The following is a 14700-nucleotide window of genomic DNA, read 5'->3' on the forward strand; positions in this document are numbered from 1 at the left end:
TAGACAAATATACGTTAAAATTCTATCCTGTACGTTATGTTGAAGATTGAATTTTTCAATCGTCTGGGCTCTATCGCTCCCGTTTTCAGGTTGTATTCATGTCCGGAATATTCCTTGTATCCGGTAGCATTCATTCCCTTTACGGCAAACTCATGAGACACCTTCCTGCGGTTCATCCGGTAGCTGACCGTATAGTTGGCGAGGAACATGGGAGATAGCTGCTGCGAATAGGCTTTCGTTTCATCATATTGTGTTACTTTATCGGGATGACGTAAGGTCGCCTGCTCGTTTACGGGCGAATGTCGTTCTCCTCCCTGTAATGTCAACCGCAGGTTCACGCTTAGCACGTCCTGCTTATTGCGTCCTGTCATCCATTCCTTACCGATCAACCCATTGACAATATAGTTACGGTTGAACTTCGTGTTATGCCATATCCCGTCGCCACCGGCATATTCCGAATGGAATACGGAGGCCGTTACCATGTAATACAATCCCCGGGTCATATACTTTTCGAGCGTCAGATCTATCCCGTAGTTGCGTCCTTTCCCGGTATTCACTAATGCGTCTTCCACGTAGAAAGTACTGCGGTTGAGCACCGAATACGAGCTGTCTGCAATGACAGGCACATCGTACAGGTATTGGAAGTAGGGCTCAATTTTCAGATTCATATCGTCCGATAGCTTGTGGCTGTACGATAAAGCCAGATGATGCGTTTTCGTAAAATCCAATGCTTTATTTACTAATTTATTCCCCGCTTCCTTTTTCTTCACAAAATACACGTCCAACTTCTCCATCCGGCTATGCAACCCGTAAGCCAGTCCGAACGAGCTTTGAGGCGAAGCCTGCCATTTGATGGCGGCACGCGGTTCAATGGTCCATGTGTGATTCAGCGTAAAGAGTTGCCCGTTCACTCCCAAAGTGGCGGATAACCGATCGTTGATGTGGAACAAAGAACTGGTATAAGCCGCTATCAAGTTCGTATTTCCTTTGCCCTCCGATATGCTGTGCATGGGGTGGGTATAAAAAGGCGACAAGTCGAAATGCATATCATACATCATGTGCGTTACCGTAAAACCCGTTTTATTCGTGTGCTTGGAACTGTACTTCTTATTGAACGAAGAAGAGAGGACAAGATGCGTATATTGACTACTGAAATCAAGGCGCGGCGAAGACTTCATCTCCGAATCGTATATGCTTTCCCATGCGTTTGTTTTGGTATAAGTAGCGGCCAACGTCGTTTTCAATACGCCCCCGTTTTTGAAAGCATAGCGATGGGTAAGCCCGGTAGCCGCAGACGTTTGTTTCATTCTCGAATCTTTCGCATCGTCCGCGTAATCCCATTTGTCGGGGGTGTTGATCTTGGGTTTGACTTTATCGACCAATGCTGTTCCCCAGAGCGAGAACGTGCCGACTTTTTCGGTAGGAAGATGGAACTTGAAATTCAAATCCTGATAATCCAAGGCCTGTTCCTGCTCGCCGGCAGGATTTACCTTGTTCATTAATCCGGTCGTTGAGTAGCGGTAGTTAAACAGGTACGAGGCCTCCCGTTTTTTACTCAACGGTCCTTCGGAAGCCATATCGAGGCCCAATATGCCCGCTTGCAAGGTATGTTGGAACTTTTGACTGTTTCCGTTTCTCAGTTTCATATCGAAAATACCTGAAACCGCATTGTTGTATTCCGCAGGAAAAGCACCCGTATAAAAGTCGGAATTCCCTAATACATTTTTGCTTAACGAGGATAAGATACCACCGCCCAACGAAGCGACATCGGCAAAGTGGTTGGGGTTCGGGATCTCTACCTCTTCCAACCGCCATTGAAGCAGGCTCGGCGCATTGCCGTGTACGGATATGCCGTTACTGCTTACTGCGGGCGATATCCCGGCATAAGAGCTGACCAAACGCGCAGGGTCATCCATGCCGCCCGCAAAACGACCGGCTTCCTCCACGCTCAGCATACGCGCTCCCGACAAGGCCATCTTATTCAATGGCACTTCTTTATTGATGCGGGGCCGAACGACCACTTCGTCCAATTGCAAGACACTTTCCCGCAGTTGAATTTCCAAATATCCTTCTTTGGCCGATGTCAACAGGATTTCTCGAAAAACGGCCGGCTCGTATCCTAAAAAAGTTGCCTGTAAATCATGGCGACCCACAGGGATATGCTTTATTTCGAATCGGCCTTCGTTATCGGTTGTTGCTCCCACTTGCGGCATATTTAACAAACTCACGGTAGCGCAGGCGATGGGTGCTCCCGAAGCGTAATCGATGACAAGGCCACGGATGGTTTGTACGGGTTTATCGTCCTGTGCATACATCTTTGCGCAGCATACGCCACAGAAACTTGCGAATAGGAATAAAATTAGATGTTTCATCATTTTAGGTTTTATATGTTACGGTTATGTATGTCTGAAAAAATCAATCAGCAGAAAGAAAATGCGGTATTGGAACCTCGCGCTTTTCGAGGTTTGCAACTGATGATTCAGCAGATCGGCCAGTGCCTTCAATACGCGTTGCGTCTCCTCTATACGTGTTCCGGACGAACGGGCAATCTTACGGGCCAGAACGCACATATCTTCTTCGGCCTGTTTCTCCCGCATCCTTTCCAGCCGATTCTTCAATCGATAGATATGGTTGAAAAACAGGCTTATCCCGCCGATATTTTCCATTTCATGCATCGACACCTCTTCCAAAGAATCCAGAATACGGATACATGTTCCGGTTGATATCCCGGTGCTGTCCGAAATGGTTTGTACGGTTTCTCTTTTATTCATTTCTTCATGCTTTAGATTCATTCTTTCCTATTTACAGTCACAAAGATAGTCTGTCCATTAAGGTTGTTTGGTTTTAAGAGACAAATACACTTCCTGCTGCGACGGACAAGGTTCTTTCGTATACTAAATTAATCTCTAACTGATGAAAGAACTCCTTCCGGTCAGGAGCAGAAACCCGAGCTGGTCGCAACATCTTCATGCTACAAACAAAAAGCCCCGATTCTTTCGAACCGGGGTACAGCAAGTAAACAAACAACTTTGCTCTTTAAGTTCAAGCGTCTTGCTCTTCGATGAACTCTCCTTTCTCATTTATGAAAACCGTTTCTTCTATGGTGTTTCTGTCTTCTTTCGTTACAATGAGAACAATCTTATATACCTTTCCTGTTTCTTTGTCTGCAACAAAAACTTCTTTGATACCTGCACCGGCACGCTTTTTCGCCAATGCCTCAATGACGGCTTGCGGAAGGTCTTTGACATCCATTTTAACAAACTCGTCTTGCGGTACTTGCGATGTTTGTTCTGTAGAAGGCGTTTCAAATGTTTGTGCAAACATTGCCGTAGTTCCCAATCCCATAATCATTGCTAATGCTACTAATACCTTTTTCATAATCGTAATTTTTTAAAGTGAATAAAAATAGGTTTTGTTCTTATGCCATTTTAAAAGGCAAGAGGCATGCCAATTTATTCTTTTGTGGATAATGCAAAGATAATCAATGGATTATTTCTTTTCAGGGAAAAGTAGGTGTACGAAGAAAGTGTGGAGCTATTACACAAATTGAGGAATTTCTACCCAGAAATTCCTCAACTGTGATGTATCCGGTTCGCATTGTTTATGCGATCCTTCTCGAAAGAGCAGTTTTTCTCGCCTTTCAGTGGTATATGTAGATTGCATTCTTATGCAATCCTTCCAGCACATTCATCTTATAAATCCAAACTGCATGGTGTATGCGGGTTGTATCTTATACGGTCTTTTTGCTAATAATACGTATGGCCGCACTGTAGTTTTCGTATGGAACTGTGATTTGAATACCGTTTAAGCCATCTTCCTTTGTGTCGGTTTGAATATAGGCTTGGTTCAAAAGGGTTTTCACATAGGCAACTTCCCATGGAGTCCCGGAAAATACTCGTACTTGAGAGGTTTGTCTTTTCTTTATCATAATGCTTATTGCTTGTTGAGTTTCAAAAACAGGGCGCAAAAATAAGAGGAAATAATAAGAAAAAATATATCTATTTATTAAAAAAAGTTTTTTATTTACTGCGAAATAGCTCTATGTAAGAAAAAATATTTAGCAGATACTGTATGAATGTGTGAAGATACATACGCTGTGTTGCAATAGCCTGATGGGGTAATCAGAGAGTGTGTGTAAAGAAAAACAGATAAAGATTTTATTGTATCAAGGCAGATGGTATGGGGAGATATATAGCTTGAGCGCAAAATTGCATCATTCGAATTTGTTCTTCTGTGCAATTCTGCGCTCAGGTTTGTTTTAGGCGCATGTGCCGCTAAGGGTTTGTTTGTCTTAGCCACAGCCTTTCTTCTGAGAGGAAGAGCTCCTTTCGTTATTTCTTTATGATTCCCCCGAATCAAGAAACTACGGGGCAGATTCTGAACAACAGCCCGCTTTCGTTACTTCTCTTCGTTCTGTCGAATCTTTGCGGTAACCGAACGACTACCTGCTTTCCACCTGCTCTTTGCCTTTTATCGTTCCGGCGAATCTCTATCCTGTTGCAGCTTAAGAACTATTCCGCCGGAATCGTTTACTTTTTATCGTTCTGTCGAATCTCCACCCGGCGGATTTTGCCGCTTATCGTTTTGGGCAGTTCTTCTACAAACTCGATGACGCGCGGATATTTATAAGGAGCTGTTACTTTTTTGACGTGATTCTGGAGCTCTTTAATCAAAGCTTCTCCCGCCTGCCCTTTATAACTCTTCGCAAGTACGACGGTTGCTTTCACCACTTGTCCGCGAACTTCATCCGGTACTCCGGTGATGGCGCATTCAACTACTGCCGGATGAGTCATCAATGCGCTTTCTACTTCGAAAGGTCCGATGCGGTAGCCCGAACTTTTAATCACATCGTCTGCACGGCCTACAAACCAAAGATATCCATCTTCGTCTTTCCATGCCACATCTCCTGTATAGTAGATGCCGTCGTGCCAGGCCTCGTGCGTACGTACCGCATCCCGGTAATACTCTTTGAAAAGGCCCAGCGGTTTGCCCTTGTCGGTGCGGATAACGATTTGTCCTTGCTCTCCGGCTTCTACAGAACGACCGTCACTGTCTATCAGATCGACATCGTATTGCGGATTGGGCAGTCCCATGCTGCCGGGTTTGGGTTTCATCCATGGCATGGTTCCCACGGTCAGTGTGGTTTCCGTCTGCCCGAACCCTTCCATCAGCCTGATTCCCGTCAGTTTCTTGAAAGTATCGAATACGGCGGGGTTCAGAGCTTCGCCGGCAATGGTGCAATATTTAAGCGGGGAGAGGTCGTATTTGCTGAGGTCCTCGTGGATGAGAAAGCGGAAGATGGTGGGAGGGGCGCAGAGTGAGGTGACCCGGAAGTCCTGTATTTTCTGTAAAATGTCTCCGGGGGTGAATTTTTCATGGTCGTAAACGAAGACGTTGGCTCCCGCTATCCATTGTCCGTACAGCTTGCCCCATACCGCTTTTCCCCAACCGGTGTCGGCAATGGTGAGGTGAAGGCTGTCTTCGTTCAGGTTGTGCCAGAAACTCCCGGTGACGATGTGCCCCAACGGATAAGTGAAATCGTGGGCCACCATCTTCGGTTCGCCCGTTGTTCCCGAAGTGAAATACATAAGCGATATATCATCGTTCGTATTCACGTGTGCGGGGCGTACGAAAGGAGCGGCGTTGCTCACTCCTTGATGGAAGTCTTTGAATCCCTCTGCCCCATCGGGACCTACGCTGAGCAGATGCTTTACGCTCGGACACTCGGGCATGGCATCCTGAATGTGCTGTAAGATGACTTCTTCGCCGGCAGCCACGATCATTTTGATATCGGCGGCGTTGCATCGGTATACAATGTCTTTTTTAGTCAGCAGATGAGTGGCGGGAATCACCGTCGCTCCCAGTTTATGAAGGGCGATGATGCTGAACCAGAATTCGTAACGGCGTTTTAAAATAAGCATCACCATATCGCCCCGCCCGATACCGAGGCTTTGGAAGTACGAAGCCGTCCGGTCTGTATAGTGCTTCATGTCGCCAAACGAATACTGAAGAAAATCCCCTTTATCGTTTGTCCAGAGCAAAGCTTTCTTGTCGGGCTGTTCGGCTGCCCACGCATCTACTACATCGTAACCGAAGTTGAAGTTCTCCGGAACGTTTATCTTTAAGTTTTTGATGAAATCCTCTTGTGAAGTAAAAGTGGTTTGCGCTAAAAATCTTTCTACCATAATTGTATTACATGATTACTGCAAGAAAACGAACGGTTTTACCGTCGAGCGCTTTCATGCCGTGTGGGAGTTTGGAGTTGAAATATATGCTGTCTCCTTGGTTCAATATTAAGTCTCTGCCTTCAATGCTGATAAGCATGCGCCCTTCGAGCACGAGGTTGAACTCCTGCCCGTTGTGGCTGTTGTAAAAGATGGGTTCGTTTTCCGGTTTCGGCTCAACGGTGACGATGAACGGATCGGCAATGCGGTTCATAAACCCTGCTGCCAGCGATTGGTATTTATAAGCCTTGCTGCGTTCGATACTGGTTCCTTTGCCTGCACGGGTGATAAAGTAAGAGCTCATTTTCGGCTCTTCACCGAACATAAGCGCGTCGAGGGCGATATTGTACGTGCGTGCTATTTTTTGCAGCATACTCACTGAGATATCGTAGTCGCCTGCTTCTGCCCGCTTATATTCTTCGACAGAAATATCGCTGTCACGAGCGATGTCTTCCGGAGTCAGCTCCAGCACATCCCGCAATCCGCGGAGGCGTTCTGCTATTTGTCTGATTTGATCGTCCATAATACAGTAAAATAGAGGCAGTGCAACCGATCTGTCCGGAGAATGTTTCCAATCATTCGCCAGATCCGCTCCACTACCTTTGTGTTTTGATATTAAGTTATGAATTTGTTTTTATCTCTTTTCGCGGCTCTTTCTTGCCAGGCAGCTCTTTCAGGCTACGAGAGAGTTGCTTTCATAGCCTTGATTACAGCCGATGAAAATCCGTTGTGCTCCAGTTCGTTAATCCCCTTGATGGTCATACCGCCCGGAGTGGTGACTTTGTCTATCTCCTTACCGGGGTGTGTGTCGTTATTCAGGATCAGGGCAGCTGCTCCTTTAGCCGACTGAGCGATCATTGTCATCGCGTTTTCAGCAGAAAGCCCCATCTCGATACCGGCTTGCATCGAAGCCTGTATATATTTCAGCACATAAGCTATGCCGCATGAGGCCAAGGCGGTGGCAGCACCCATTTTTTCTTCGGGGATTATCATGGGCATTCCCATTTCGTTGAACAGACGGAGGATAAACTCGTCTTGTTCGCTGCTTGTGTTGCGTGCGGAAATAAGCGTCATGCTTTCCCGTTCGCAGATAGCTGTATTCGGAATCACACGGTACATCGGTATTTCCGGCAGCATGACAAAATGCGCCAATTCTTCGAAGCTGATACCGGCTGCCACAGAGATAAGTATCTGCTTGCTTTTCAACTTCAATTCGCGTACAACACTTTTCATCAACGGGGGCTTTACGGCTACGATAACCATATCCGCTCCGGACGCTGCCTCTACATTGTTGTGGGTGGTCGTGATTGCGGGGAATGACTTTTTCAACCGTTCCAGTTTGGCTGCGTCGGGGTCGGATACTATGATGTCCGATTCGGCAATCAAACTTCCATTTGCCAGGCCGCGGGCGATAGAGCCGCCCATGTTTCCTGCACCGATAATGGCTGTTTTCATATGTGCTTGTTTTTTGGTGAATTGATAAAGGCAAAGGTAACGGTAAATTGCGAAAAAACAAACAATCGCCCCGATAAGAAGTCATTGTTTCTATATGCTAAAATAAATTTTCAATGCCGGGTATGGAATCAATGGCTGTTTGTCGTATGAAATCTGCTAAACCGGGAGCATGTTTTTTTGTCTTTTCGGGGTAAAATGATATTCGTCATGCCCGCCATACATACTTGCCGCGTTGTTCATATATACTCAGCGTGGTGGCTATATATAGCTACCGTGGTAGGCATATATACTCACCGTGGTAGCCATATATGTACACCACGGTGGCCATATATGTATACCGCAGCAATCAATCTATATTCGATAAGGTATAGTTTTCAGGTACTTACCATATTCACACATATCGAAGGCGGCTTTTGTCAAAGTGACGCTTCAGGACAAAGTGTCCATTCCTTTTCAATGTTGCCAAAGGTGATGTCTGTTGTTGGGTTTAGGGCTCAGGTACATCGCTTGTCTTTACTTTGCACGATATCACTCTGCGCAATGTATACTTTTCGTCGGACAGATCGGCAACGTAGATATCCCTGTCGGTGATTCCCACTTCAATGACGTATTCTTTTCCCTGTTGGTAGATCTCCGAGAAGCCCTCAATCGGATCTGTGAACCGTTCCCATTCTTTTGCGCCGAACCTGCGAACCCAATATCCTGATGTCTGTACTCCCCCGGGCTTATACCATTCTTCGGAAGCGATGGTCCAAATTTCTGTCCGGTAGTCGTCCTGACATCCGAACATCAACCCTAATAAAAGGGTAATGACTGCTTTCTTCATCATAGTGCTTTCATGTTTTTAAGGTTAGTAAGTTAGAAAGAACTTTTGGTCACAATGCTGATTTTGAGGCGAAACAGCACTTGTTTCAGCATACGGAACAAAGGTATGAAAAAACGGTTTGTCGGAGCGAATTCTATGATTTTTTATACTCTTCCCGATGTTTGAAGCATTTACGAAAGTAGGAAAGCTCTTTGCCGGACATGCCCTTAAAGCAATCCGGCAAAGCAGGTGAGAAAGTCGTCGGCTTCTTCCATGCTGAGGCAGAGCGGGGGCAAGAGCCTGAGCACATTAGCGCCGCTTGCTCCGGTGAATACGTGCTTCTCGTAGATAAGCCTGCTGCGCAGTTGTTTTACGGGTTCTTCAAATTCGACTCCGATCATTAATCCTCGTCCGCGCACTTCTTTGATTTTCGGGAGCTTGCGAAGTTCCTGCAACAGATATTCGCCTGTTTGCGCAGCGTTTCTCATCAGGTTTTCCTGTTCCATCACATCTATCACGGCAAGGCCGGCGGCACATGCCAGATGATTGCCTCCGAAAGTTGTCCCCAACTGTCCGTATACGGGAGTGAACATCGGGTTTATCAGGACACCTGCCATCGGGAATCCGTTTCCGATGCCCTTGGCTACTGTGATGATGTCGGGCTTGATGCCGCAAAACTGATGGGCAAAGAATCTTCCGGTGCGTCCGTATCCGCTTTGAATTTCGTCCAGAATCAGAATTGTTCCGGTCGAAATACAGCGTTCGCGAAGTGCCTGTATGAATTCTGCGGAGGGAATCTGTACGCCGCCCACACCTTGTATGCCTTCGATAATCACCGCACAAACATCGCCTTTGTCCAGTTCGCGCTCCATACACTCGATGTCGTTCAGCGGGAGATAAGTGACATGTCCGTTACGGTTGACCGGAGCGATGATGGCGGGATTGTTTGTAGCCTCTACCGCCAGTGAAGTGCGCCCGTGGAAAGCCTTTTCGAATGAAACGATCCGCGTGCGTTTGTTGTGAAACGAGGCCAGTTTGAATGCGTTCTCGTTGGCTTCGGCTCCGCTGTTGACAAGAAACAACGAATACTCTTCGTAGCCCGACAGCTTGCCCAACCGTTCGGCGAGCTGTTGTTGCAGCGGATTGATCACCGAGTTGGAATAAAAACCGAGCTGCGATACCTGTTTGCTGATCATTTCCACATAGTGAGGGTGGCAGTGGCCGATGGAGATTACGGCATGCCCTCCGTAAAGGTCGAGATACTCCGTGCCTTTGTCGTCCCAGACTTTGCTTCCTTTTCCTTTTACTATGTTGACGTCATACAAAGGATATACGTCGAATAAATTCATTTTTTACTGATTAACGTTTATACTTCAATGTTGTGTGCCGTACTGCCACAGCTGCATCGCGTGCGAAGGTCTCTCGTCTCTGACACATTGTCCGCATTGCTTTTGTACGTATCTCCGCAACTCGTTACGTGCAGAGCCGGTTGCTTCCGCCCAAAGATGTTCGTGCTTCTGGAAAGAAAGCCGAAAAGAGACAGTCGATTGGCGCACGCCCATGGCGTGCATACCGGCCTCCTTCCCGAGGGTCTTTCTTTTGATGGTGTCAGAAAGCGCTCGGCTTCAGCCGCAGCCCGACGGTTTCTTCGAGATTGAACATCAGGTTCATGTTGTGAACAGCCTGACCGCTGGCTCCTTTCAGCAGATTGTCGATGCAAGAGATAACGAGCAGTTTGTCGCCATGCTTTTCCAAGTGAATCAGGCATTTGTTCGTATTCACCACCTGCTTCAGGTCGATATTTTCTTTCACGATGTGTACAAAAGAGTCTTTTTCGTAATATTCTTCGTACATGCGCTCGATTTCTTCGATGCCGACTCTCGTTTTCACTACGATTGTGGCGAAGATCCCACGCGGGAAGTCTCCCCGATAAGGGATGAAGTCGATTTCTGCGTTGAAACTGTTTTGCAGTTGTCTTAGCGATTGCTTGATTTCGGGAATATGTTGATGATCGAAAGCTTTGTATACGCTGATATTATTGTTCCTCCAGCTGAAATGTGTGGTGGATCCGGGTTTCACGCCTGCTCCCGTGCTTCCGGTAATTGCGTTGACCGCCACGTCGTCTTTCAGCATCAGGTTCTTCGCCAGCGGGAGAAGCCCCAACGAAATGCAGGTGGCGAAGCATCCGGGATTTGCCACGTGCTTTGCCGTGCAGGTAGCGCGCCGGTTCAGCTCCGGCAATCCATAGATGAAATCGTGATCGTCGCTTTGTATGCGGTAATCCATCGAGAGGTCGATAATTTTCAGGTTCTCCGGCAGGTTGTGGCTTTCCAGAAATTTTCTTGTGTCGCCATGAGCCGTACAGAAGAAAAGCACATCAATCATGTTCAGGGGCAGTTCGTCTGTAAATACGAGGCTGGTTTCCCCGTACAGTCCTTCGTGTACATCCGTTATTCTTTTGCCCGCATGGCTGTTGCTGTGTATAAATACGATTTTGGTTTCCGGGTGGTTGAGCAACAGACGGACCAGTTCGCCCGCAGTGTAGCCTGCTCCACCAATAATTCCTGCTTTTATCATGTTATTAGTTTTTAAGTTTACTCCATTTATAATTCCACGTCCTTGTGGTTGTTGTAATAGACGCGAAGCGGGGTGGAAGTCACTTTGATAAAGCCTTTGGCATCTTCCGCCGTCCATCCCTTCTGCATCTCTCCGTATTCTCCGAACTTGGTTTTTACCAAATCGTCTTCCGACTCCACACCTACGGTGGAGAAGGAGAGAGGACGCAGCTCGAGAATCGCCGTGCCGTTCACATTACGCTGGCTCTCTTGCAACATCGCTTCAATGTCGCGCATCACCGGTTCGAGATACTGGCTTTCGTGCAAGAACATGCCATACCAATTGGCTACCTGATCTTTCCAATATTGCTGCCACTTGCTTAATGTATACTTTTCGAGGAAACGGTGAGCGCCGATGATAAGCATCGGAGCGGCGGCTTCGAATCCTACGCGCCCTTTAATGCCGATGATTGTATCGCCCACGTGCATGTCTCGCCCGATGCCGTAAGCCGAGCCTATCTCTTCCACTTTCAGAATCGCTTGAATGGGATCATCGAATCTTTCGTCGTTCACGGCTTTCAGTTCACCTTTCTCGAAGGTGAGGCGCAGCTGTTCGCTACCCTCTTTCTTCACGTGCTTCAGATAGGCGCTTTCCGGCAGTCCCTGCGCCGAGTCGAGAATTTCTCCTCCGCAGATGGATGTTCCCCATAAGCCAACGTTGTAGGAGTATTTCAGTTTGGTAAAGTCGGCATGGAAGCCATGTTTGTTCAGATAGTCTATTTCTTCCTGACGGCTCAAGGCCATGTCGCGCGTCAATGTGATGATTTCTACGTTCGGAGCCAGTACGAGAAAGGTCATATCGAAACGAATCTGGTCGTTTCCCGCTCCCGTAGATCCGTGGGCAATGGCATCCGCCCCGATCTCGTTGGCATATCGTGCGATGGCCAGTGCCTGAAAAATACGTTCCGAACTTACGGAGACCGGATAAGTGCCGTTGCGCAACACATTTCCGTAGACCATGTATTTCAAACTCTTTTCGTAATACTCCTGCGTTACGTCCAGAGTGACGTATTTCACCGCGCCCAACTTGTAGGCATTCTCTTCGTTGGTCTTCAGCTGTTCTTCACTGAATCCTCCGGTGTTCGCACAGGCGGCGTACACTTCGCAGTCCTTTTCCCGGGTGAGGTACATGACGGTGAACGATGTGTCTAACCCGCCGCTGTATGCAACCACTACTTTTTTCTTCTTTTTTTCCTCCATAGTGCCGTATTTCTTTTCCTTAAAAAAATTGTCTCTCTTGTTCTCTTTTAATGTTTTTCGGATCCATCGGATCGTACAACATAGCCGTGCATATGCAGAATTTTCGCTCCTTGGCCATCAATATGGAATGATTGACGCATCCTTCGCATCCTTTCCAGAAAGCGTCGTCGTCGGTCAGCTCGTTGAAAGTGACAGGCACATAGCCCAACTCCGTATTCATCTTCATCACCGCCCCGCCCGAAGTCAGACTGAATAGCTTCGCTTTCGGCCACCGCAACCGTGCCAGCTGGAACGAAGCCTGCTTGATACGTTTGGCGAGTCCCAGTCCGCGGAAGTCCGGATGAACGATCAGCCCCGAAGTGGCTACATACTGCTTGTTCCCCCACGATTCGATGTAGGTGAACCCTGCAAACGTTTCTTCGTAGAGCGCAATGATGGCTTTTCCTTCTTTGATTTTGGTTGTCAGGTATTCGTGTGTGCGTTCGGCAATACCGGTGCCACGTACAGCGGCAGCCTGCCGGATGGTTTCTAAAATAGTGTCAACATAAACCTCATGTGAGGCGTCGGCTACCATAACATCTATTTGTTGAGTATCCATTTCTCGAGATATAAAACGAAGTATGGTTTATTTAATGTCCGGAATAATTAAAGACAGGCTGCGAAGCAATGCGGCATGTGTAATTCCTTCTTTTAGAACAAGCATGATGGTGTCGTCTCCGGCCACGGTGCCCAGAATCTCATCGAAAATCTGCGAATCGATATCGTAAGCCATGCTGCTGGCATAGCCGGGGCGGGTGCGTATTACCGCAATGTTGCCGGAAAACTGAAGTGAGATGAATCCACTGCTGCGCAGCATTTCGCCGGGAGTTTGTTCAGTAGCCCGCTTGTACATGATGTCGTTGGGCAGCACATATACGTATTTACCGCTCATGCTTGCCGCTTTGGCTACTTTCAGTTGCTTCAGGTCGCGAGAGAGAGTAGCTTGTGTCAGCTCAAAGCCTTCTTGCTCTAACTCTTGCAGCAGCTCTTCTTGAGAGCCAATCTCCTGGCTGGAGATAATCATCTTGATGGCATCTAATCGGTCTGCTTTCTTCTTCATTGTATAATTATTCTGATTGTTGGCGCAAAAATATGCAATATCTTCGAATAAAATACATAAAATCATTCCTTTTTTGAATAAATCAATTAAAATGAATGATTTTTCCGATAAATATTCAAAAGTATTTGAACACTATGCTATAATATATACAAAAAAGTCACACAAAGGGTTTTCTCTGCCTGGTTAAAACTTTTGCGGACTTCATTCTCAAAGCTATTTTCCTAAAATTAAATCTCTATTTTTCTAAACGAGATATTGCCGGATAAGTGTGAATGAAAGATACGGAGGAACATTGATTCCGAACTTCTTCTTGACAATTTGAAATGTGCTTTACAAGTATCTCAGGTTTTCTGTTTATACAAGAAAGCCCGCCGATTGGTGTAGATTGCGTTTGATGCCATTTATACCTGTCGGTCGGGTTTCAATGATGCCGCCTGTGGGCGGGACTGAATGGGGGTGTCGCCAAATATCTGCATACGGATGCATCACCCGGATTTTCTTTTGTTGTTTTCGGATAAGGGTGCTGCGTGTCGGATAACGATCAGTTGTGTACCAATGTGCCTATTCCTTCGCCGGTGATTACTTTTTTCAGGTTTCCCGGCGTATCCATATCGAACACAATGATAGGCAGGTTGTTTTCTTTACACATACAAGTGGCTGTCAGATCCATCGCTTTCAGTCCACGGCTTAATACTTCATCGTAAGTGATGTCGGCAAATTTAGTGGCAGTAGGATCTTTCTCCGGATCGGCAGTATAAATTCCGTCTACCCGGGTGCCTTTCAGCATTACATCGGCTTCGATCTCAATGCCTCTGAGTGAGGATCCGGTGTCTGTGGTGAAGAAGGGATTACCCGTTCCGGCGGACATGATGACTACTTCGCCGCTTTCCATATATTCGATGGCTTTCCATTTACTGTAAAACTCACCGATAGGCTCCATGCGTATGGCGGTCAGCACGCGTGTTTTTACTCCGACGGCCACCAATGCGGAACTCAGAGCCAGACTGTTGATAACGGTTGCCAGCATGCCCATCTGGTCGCCTTTTACACGGTCGAATCCTCGTCCTGCTCCGCTCAGTCCGCGAAAAATATTTCCTCCGCCGATTACGATGCCTATTTGTATGCCTTGTTCGTGAATCTCTTTAATCTGGGTGGCATATTCAGCCAGTCTCTTTTCGTCAATGCCGTATTGCTTTTCTCCCATCAGGCTTTCTCCGCTGAGTTTCAGCAGAACTCTTCTATACTTTGCCATATTTTCTGATTTTTTGTTTAAGACAAAGATACAACAGAAAAATGAAAATG

14 protein-coding genes are annotated in these 14700 nt (G+C 46.9%); all 14 read right to left on the reverse strand.

Annotation, left to right across the window (positions count from 1 at the left end; all coding sequences use genetic code 11):
* Positions 1-14: 14 nt before the first annotated feature.
* Entirely contained in the window at positions 15-2315 is a 2301-nt protein-coding gene (locus GGR07_RS05975) for a TonB-dependent receptor (protein WP_256680611.1), read from the reverse strand.
* 81 nt (positions 2316-2396) lie between these two features.
* Positions 2397-2771: a hypothetical protein gene (locus GGR07_RS05980; RefSeq protein ID WP_147298134.1), complete on the reverse strand. Its 375-nt coding sequence runs from the start codon at positions 2769-2771 to the stop codon at positions 2397-2399.
* Between the two features lie 271 nt (positions 2772-3042).
* Complete coding sequence (locus GGR07_RS05985) at positions 3043-3378, reverse strand: hypothetical protein (RefSeq protein ID WP_021647036.1); 336 nt, start codon at positions 3376-3378, stop codon at positions 3043-3045.
* Positions 3379-3730: 352 nt separating this feature from the next.
* A complete protein-coding gene (locus GGR07_RS05990; protein ID WP_021647037.1) occupies positions 3731-3928 on the reverse strand; it encodes a DUF2007-related protein in 198 nt (65 codons plus the stop codon).
* A gap of 601 nt (positions 3929-4529) precedes the next feature.
* Positions 4530-6185, reverse strand: a complete 1656-nt coding sequence (locus GGR07_RS05995) for an AMP-binding protein (protein ID WP_021647039.1) — start codon at positions 6183-6185, stop codon at positions 4530-4532.
* A 7-nt stretch (positions 6186-6192) separates the two neighbouring features.
* Entirely contained in the window at positions 6193-6747 is a 555-nt protein-coding gene (locus tag GGR07_RS06000; protein WP_021647040.1) for a helix-turn-helix domain-containing protein, read from the reverse strand.
* Positions 6748-6902: 155 nt separating this feature from the next.
* Positions 6903-7679, reverse strand: coding sequence for a pyrroline-5-carboxylate reductase (proC, locus tag GGR07_RS06005; protein WP_034543257.1), 777 nt, complete (start codon positions 7677-7679; stop codon positions 6903-6905).
* Positions 7680-8166: 487 nt separating this feature from the next.
* Positions 8167-8508, reverse strand: coding sequence for a DUF4377 domain-containing protein (locus GGR07_RS06010; protein WP_021647043.1), 342 nt, complete (start codon positions 8506-8508; stop codon positions 8167-8169).
* Between the two features lie 203 nt (positions 8509-8711).
* Positions 8712-9833 carry an aspartate aminotransferase family protein gene (locus GGR07_RS06015; protein ID WP_021647044.1) on the reverse strand — a complete coding sequence of 374 codons (1122 nt, stop codon included), beginning with the start codon at positions 9831-9833 and terminating at the stop codon, positions 8712-8714.
* Between the two features lie 259 nt (positions 9834-10092).
* Positions 10093-11061, reverse strand: coding sequence for an N-acetyl-gamma-glutamyl-phosphate reductase (gene argC / locus GGR07_RS06020; protein ID WP_021647046.1), 969 nt, complete (start codon positions 11059-11061; stop codon positions 10093-10095).
* 26 nt (positions 11062-11087) lie between these two features.
* Positions 11088-12299: an argininosuccinate synthase gene (locus tag GGR07_RS06025; RefSeq protein ID WP_021647047.1), complete on the reverse strand. Its 1212-nt coding sequence runs from the start codon at positions 12297-12299 to the stop codon at positions 11088-11090.
* 19 nt (positions 12300-12318) lie between these two features.
* On the reverse strand, positions 12319-12897 hold the full coding sequence (locus GGR07_RS06030; protein ID WP_021647048.1) for a GNAT family N-acetyltransferase: 579 nt from the start codon (positions 12895-12897) through the stop codon (positions 12319-12321).
* Between the two features lie 27 nt (positions 12898-12924).
* Complete coding sequence (locus GGR07_RS06035; RefSeq protein ID WP_034543291.1) at positions 12925-13398, reverse strand: arginine repressor; 474 nt, start codon at positions 13396-13398, stop codon at positions 12925-12927.
* Positions 13399-13939: 541 nt separating this feature from the next.
* On the reverse strand, positions 13940-14650 hold the full coding sequence (gene pyrH / locus GGR07_RS06040) for a UMP kinase (protein ID WP_021647051.1): 711 nt from the start codon (positions 14648-14650) through the stop codon (positions 13940-13942).
* Positions 14651-14700: the final 50 nt, after the last annotated feature.

Source organism: Bacteroides pyogenes (assembly GCF_014196225.1).
Classification (GTDB): Bacteria; Bacteroidota; Bacteroidia; order Bacteroidales; family Bacteroidaceae; genus Bacteroides; species Bacteroides pyogenes_A.

Coding starts and splice junctions, on each gene's coding strand:
- GGR07_RS05975 (WP_256680611.1), bottom strand. CDS start 2,315: ATGTATGCACAGGACGATAAACCCGTACAAACCATCCGTGGCCTTGTC.
- GGR07_RS05980 (WP_147298134.1), bottom strand. CDS start 2,771: ATGAATAAAAGAGAAACCGTACAAACCATTTCGGACAGCACCGGGATA.
- GGR07_RS05985 (WP_021647036.1), bottom strand. CDS start 3,378: ATGAAAAAGGTATTAGTAGCATTAGCAATGATTATGGGATTGGGAACT.
- GGR07_RS05990 (WP_021647037.1), bottom strand. CDS start 3,928: ATGATAAAGAAAAGACAAACCTCTCAAGTACGAGTATTTTCCGGGACT.
- GGR07_RS05995 (WP_021647039.1), bottom strand. CDS start 6,185: ATGGTAGAAAGATTTTTAGCGCAAACCACTTTTACTTCACAAGAGGAT.
- GGR07_RS06000 (WP_021647040.1), bottom strand. CDS start 6,747: ATGGACGATCAAATCAGACAAATAGCAGAACGCCTCCGCGGATTGCGG.
- proC (WP_034543257.1), bottom strand. CDS start 7,679: ATGAAAACAGCCATTATCGGTGCAGGAAACATGGGCGGCTCTATCGCC.
- GGR07_RS06010 (WP_021647043.1), bottom strand. CDS start 8,508: ATGATGAAGAAAGCAGTCATTACCCTTTTATTAGGGTTGATGTTCGGA.
- GGR07_RS06015 (WP_021647044.1), bottom strand. CDS start 9,833: ATGAATTTATTCGACGTATATCCTTTGTATGACGTCAACATAGTAAAA.
- argC (WP_021647046.1), bottom strand. CDS start 11,061: ATGATAAAAGCAGGAATTATTGGTGGAGCAGGCTACACTGCGGGCGAA.
- GGR07_RS06025 (WP_021647047.1), bottom strand. CDS start 12,299: ATGGAGGAAAAAAAGAAGAAAAAAGTAGTGGTTGCATACAGCGGCGGG.
- GGR07_RS06030 (WP_021647048.1), bottom strand. CDS start 12,897: ATGGATACTCAACAAATAGATGTTATGGTAGCCGACGCCTCACATGAG.
- GGR07_RS06035 (WP_034543291.1), bottom strand. CDS start 13,398: ATGAAGAAGAAAGCAGACCGATTAGATGCCATCAAGATGATTATCTCC.
- pyrH (WP_021647051.1), bottom strand. CDS start 14,650: ATGGCAAAGTATAGAAGAGTTCTGCTGAAACTCAGCGGAGAAAGCCTG.